Raw genomic sequence first — 3,916 nt, forward strand, 5'->3', positions numbered from 1 at the left:
CGCCCACCGCTCCGGCGCCCACCGCTCCGGCGCCCACCGCTCCGGCGCCCACCGCTCCGTCGTCCGCGGCGCCTTCGCCCACCGTGCCTTCGCCCACTGCTCCTTCGTCCACCGGGCCGTCGTCCTCGTCGGCAGCGCCTTCGCCTACCGTGCCTTCGTCCTCGTCCGCTGTCTCGTCGTCCTCGTCCGAGGCCAAGTCTTGACGCTCGCTTCGCTTGTGCGCCAAGCCTTGACCGAGGACGCCGGCCTACACCCGCTGCCGCCGGAAGCCGCTGGCCTACATCCGCTGCCGCCGGAAGCCGCTGGCCTACATCCGCTGCCGCCGGAATCCGCTGGCCTGCTGGAGGCCCTGCAGGCCCCGCCTCGCCTGATCGCGCACCTCCGCGCGGTGCACGACGTGGCCTGCCAACTGACAGCCTGGGTCTCCCAACACCACCCCGCGGGCATCCTGTTCGGCGTTGCGGCGGCGGTCTTCCCGAGCACGAGCTGGCCGACTGGGCTCTTCTCAGCGCGGGCACGAGCTGGCCGACCCGTGCGCTCCTTCCTTCTGTCGCGGCGAAGACGACCATGGTTTCCGGACATCTGATAGACGGCGGCAGGCGTGGATCAGGACAGGGTTCACCCGTCCGAGTGGCGGGGATCGCGGGGGCACGTAGCGTCTCAAGTGCCGAACCTGCCGCGCGAACACCGAGGAGCAGTGGAGACTCTCCGAGGACGTGCAGGCGAGTGGCGCGGCCGCCGGCTCAGAGCGCACGCTTGTCCGCTGGCACGCTTGGCGGTCGGCACGCTTGTCCGCTGGCACGCCTGGCGGTTGGCACGCTTGTCCGCTTGTCCGCTTGTCCGCACGCATGTCCGCTGGCACGCTTGTCCGCCGGCACAGCGCGGCCGCCGGCCCAGAGCGCACGCTGGCAAAGCGCGCACGCTGGCAAAGAGCGCACGCTGGCCACCAAGACCAGAACACGTACGAGAGCGTCAAGCTCCTGAACAGGTAACGGAGTCGTAGTCGTGAACGCGGAGAAGTCCGGCATCGAAGTCGCCGTGGTGACCGGGCTGTCCGGTGCGGGCCGCAGCACCGCGGCCAAGTGCCTGGAGGACCTCGGCTGGTTCGTCGTCGACAACCTGCCCCCGGAACTCATCGCCACCATGGTCGAGCTCGGCGCGCAGGCGCGTGGGGCCATCACCAGGGTCGCTGTCGTCATGGACGTGCGCAGTCGCGCGTTCACCGAGGACCTGGCCTCCATCATCAAGGACCTGGATGCGCGGGGGTACAAGCCGCGCGTGTTGTTCCTCGAGGCCACGGACGACGTCCTCATCCGCCGGTTCGAGGCGGTGCGCCGCGGTCACCCGATGCAGGGGGACGGCCGGCTGCAGGACGGCATCGAGGCCGAGCGGATCCTGCTCACGCCGCTCAAGCAGGAAGCGGACCTGGTGCTGGACACGTCCGCGCTGAGCATCCACCAGCTGCGGGCCAAGATCGAGGACACGTTCGGCACCGAGGCGGCGTCCAGGACGCGGGTCACCGTGCTCAGCTTCGGCTACAAGTACGGCCTGCCGATGGACGCCGACCTGGTCATGGACGTGCGGTTCCTGCCCAACCCGTTCTGGATCCCGGAGCTGCGGGAGCAGACCGGGTTGGACGGCGAGGTGCGCAACTACGTGCTGAGCCAGGAAGGAGCGGACGAGTTCCTCGACCGGTACCACGAGCTGCTGAGGCTCATCGGCGCTGGTTACCGCCGCGAGGGCAAGCGGTATCTGACGCTTGCGATCGGGTGCACCGGGGGCAAGCACCGGAGTGTGGCGTTGAGCGAGGAGCTGGCGGCGCGGCTGGCCACCGAGGACGGCATGGCGGTCAAGGTCGTGCACAGGGATCTGGGACGCGAGTGACGAAGTTGAAAGCTGTTGCTCTGGGCGGCGGGCACGGGCTCCACGCGACCCTCACTGCCCTGAGACGTGTCACCGACGACGTGACGGCCGTGGTGACCGTTGCGGATGACGGGGGCTCTTCTGGGCGCCTCCGGAGAGAGATCACAGACCTGTTGCCGCCGGGTGACCTGCGCAAGGCCATGGCGGCGCTGGCCGGGGACGACGAGGAGAGCGTGCTCTGGACGTCCCTGTTCAAGCACCGTTTCGGCGGCACGGGGGCGCTCGCCGGGCACGCGGTCGGCAACCTGGTGATCGCCGGGCTGCTCGAGCAGCTCGGTGATCCCGTCCAGGTCCTCGACAAAGCGGGCAAGCTGCTCGGCGTCCGGGGCCGGGTGCTGCCCATGTCGAACGAGCCGCTGGACATCGAGGCAGATGTCACGGGGCTGGACGAGGACGAGAACGACGTGCGGCGCATCCGGGGGCAGGTCGCCATCGCGACCACGCCCGGGCTCGTGCAGCGCATCCGGCTGACTGCCCCGAACGGGCGACCTGTCGGCTGTCCGGAAGCAGTACAGGCTGTACTTGGCGCGGATCTTGTGTTACTCGGGCCCGGATCGTGGTTCACCAGCGTGTTGCCGCATCTGCTGGTGCCCGAACTGCACGATGCGCTCGTACACACCCGCGCCAAAAAGGTCCTGGTGCTCAATCTTGTCCCCCAACCGGGCGAAACCGCCGGTTTCTCTCCGGAGCGCCATTTGGACGTAGTCTGCGAACACGCACCCGAGCTGAAGGTGGACGCGGTGATCGCCGACGTCGACTCGGTCCCCACCCCGGACCGGTTGACGCGAGCCGCTTCGGCACTGGGCGCGCGGACGCATCTGGCCAAGATCGCCGCACTGGACGCCGCGGAGCGGCATGATCCGGAGGCACTGGCCGGTTGCCTGAGGCAGGTGGTCGATGAGACCGGAGTGGGAGGGACAAGCCCGTGGCGATGACGTCGGCGGTCAAGGACGAGCTGAGCAGGCTCGCGGTATCCAAGACCTGTTGCCGCCGCGCGGAGGTGTCCTCCCTGCTCAGGTTCGCCGGCGGCCTGCACATCGTGTCCGGACGCGTGGTCGTCGAGGCCGAGTTGGACCTGGGAAGTGCCGCCCGCAGGCTGCTCAAGGAGATCCAGGCCCTTTACGGCCACCACGCCGAGGTTTTCACGATCCAGTCGAACGGCCTGCGCAAGGGCACCCGGTACGTCGTCCGCGTGGTCAAGGACGGTGAGGGGCTCGCCCGCCAGACCGGGTTGCTGGACCCGCGCGGACGTCCGGTGCGCGGCCTGCCCGCGCCGGTCGTGTCGGGTGGCGTGTGTGACGCGGAAGCCGCGTGGCGTGGTGCGTTCCTCGCGCACGGCTCGCTGACCGAACCCGGTCGCAGCTCGTCGCTGGAGATCACCTGCCCCGGTCCGGAGGCGGCCCTCGCCCTGGTCGGTGCGGCGCGCAGGATGGGGATCTCGTCGAAGTCGCGCGAGGTCCGCGGTGCCGAGCGCGTGGTGATAAGGGACGGCGACGCGATCGGCGCGATGCTGACGAAGCTCGGCGCGCACGACAGCGTGATGGCGTGGGAAGAGCGCCGGATGCGGCGTGAGGTCCGCGCCACGGCCAACAGGCTCGCGAACTTCGACGACGCGAACCTCCGCCGCTCCGCGCGTGCGGCGGTGGCGGCGGCCGCGCGAGTGGCCCGCGCGCTGGAGATCCTCGGCCAGGAGGCACCTGATCACCTGGCCGCCGCCGGTCACCTCCGGCTCGCGCACCGCCAGGCGTCGCTGGAGGAGCTGGGCCAGCTGTCCGACCCGCAGATGACCAAGGACGCGGTCGCCGGCCGCATAAGGCGTCTGCTGGCGATGGCGGACAAGCGCGCCAAGGACCTGGGCCTGCCGGATACCGAGTCCGCGGTCACGGCGGAGATGCTCGAAGCAGAGGTCTGAGAAACGAACGAAGGCCGGTCCCACGGGACCGGCCTTCGTCGTAGATAGAACTCGCTAGTGGCGTGGCCCGGAACGTTGCCG

4 protein-coding genes are annotated in these 3,916 nt (G+C 69.8%); 3 read left to right on the forward strand and 1 reads right to left on the reverse strand.

Going from position 1 to position 3,916, the window contains the following annotated elements:
* On the reverse strand, positions 1–196 hold a 196-nt coding region (locus UK23_RS39695; protein ID WP_045316954.1), incomplete at its 3' end, for a hypothetical protein.
* Positions 197–1,026: 830 nt separating this feature from the next.
* Between UK23_RS39695 and rapZ the strand changes: the two genes are divergently transcribed.
* The 3 genes from rapZ to whiA are packed head-to-tail and all read left to right on the forward strand — an operon-like array spanning position 1,027 to position 3,835.
* Positions 1,027–1,884: an RNase adapter RapZ gene (gene rapZ / locus UK23_RS39700; RefSeq protein ID WP_045316956.1), complete on the forward strand. Its 858-nt coding sequence runs from the start codon at positions 1,027–1,029 to the stop codon at positions 1,882–1,884.
* A 5-nt stretch (positions 1,885–1,889) separates the two neighbouring features.
* Positions 1,890–2,858 (forward strand): gluconeogenesis factor YvcK family protein, encoded by a 969-nt coding sequence (locus UK23_RS39705; RefSeq protein WP_045316957.1) that lies wholly within the window; start codon positions 1,890–1,892, stop codon positions 2,856–2,858.
* Positions 2,849–3,835 (forward strand): DNA-binding protein WhiA, encoded by a 987-nt coding sequence (gene whiA, locus UK23_RS39710; protein ID WP_045316955.1) that lies wholly within the window; start codon positions 2,849–2,851, stop codon positions 3,833–3,835. Before UK23_RS39705 ends, whiA begins: the two co-directional genes overlap by 10 nt.
* Positions 3,836–3,916: the final 81 nt, after the last annotated feature.

Source organism: Lentzea aerocolonigenes, from assembly GCF_000955955.1.
In the GTDB taxonomy this organism is placed as follows: Bacteria; Actinomycetota; Actinomycetes; order Mycobacteriales; family Pseudonocardiaceae; genus Lentzea; species Lentzea aerocolonigenes_A.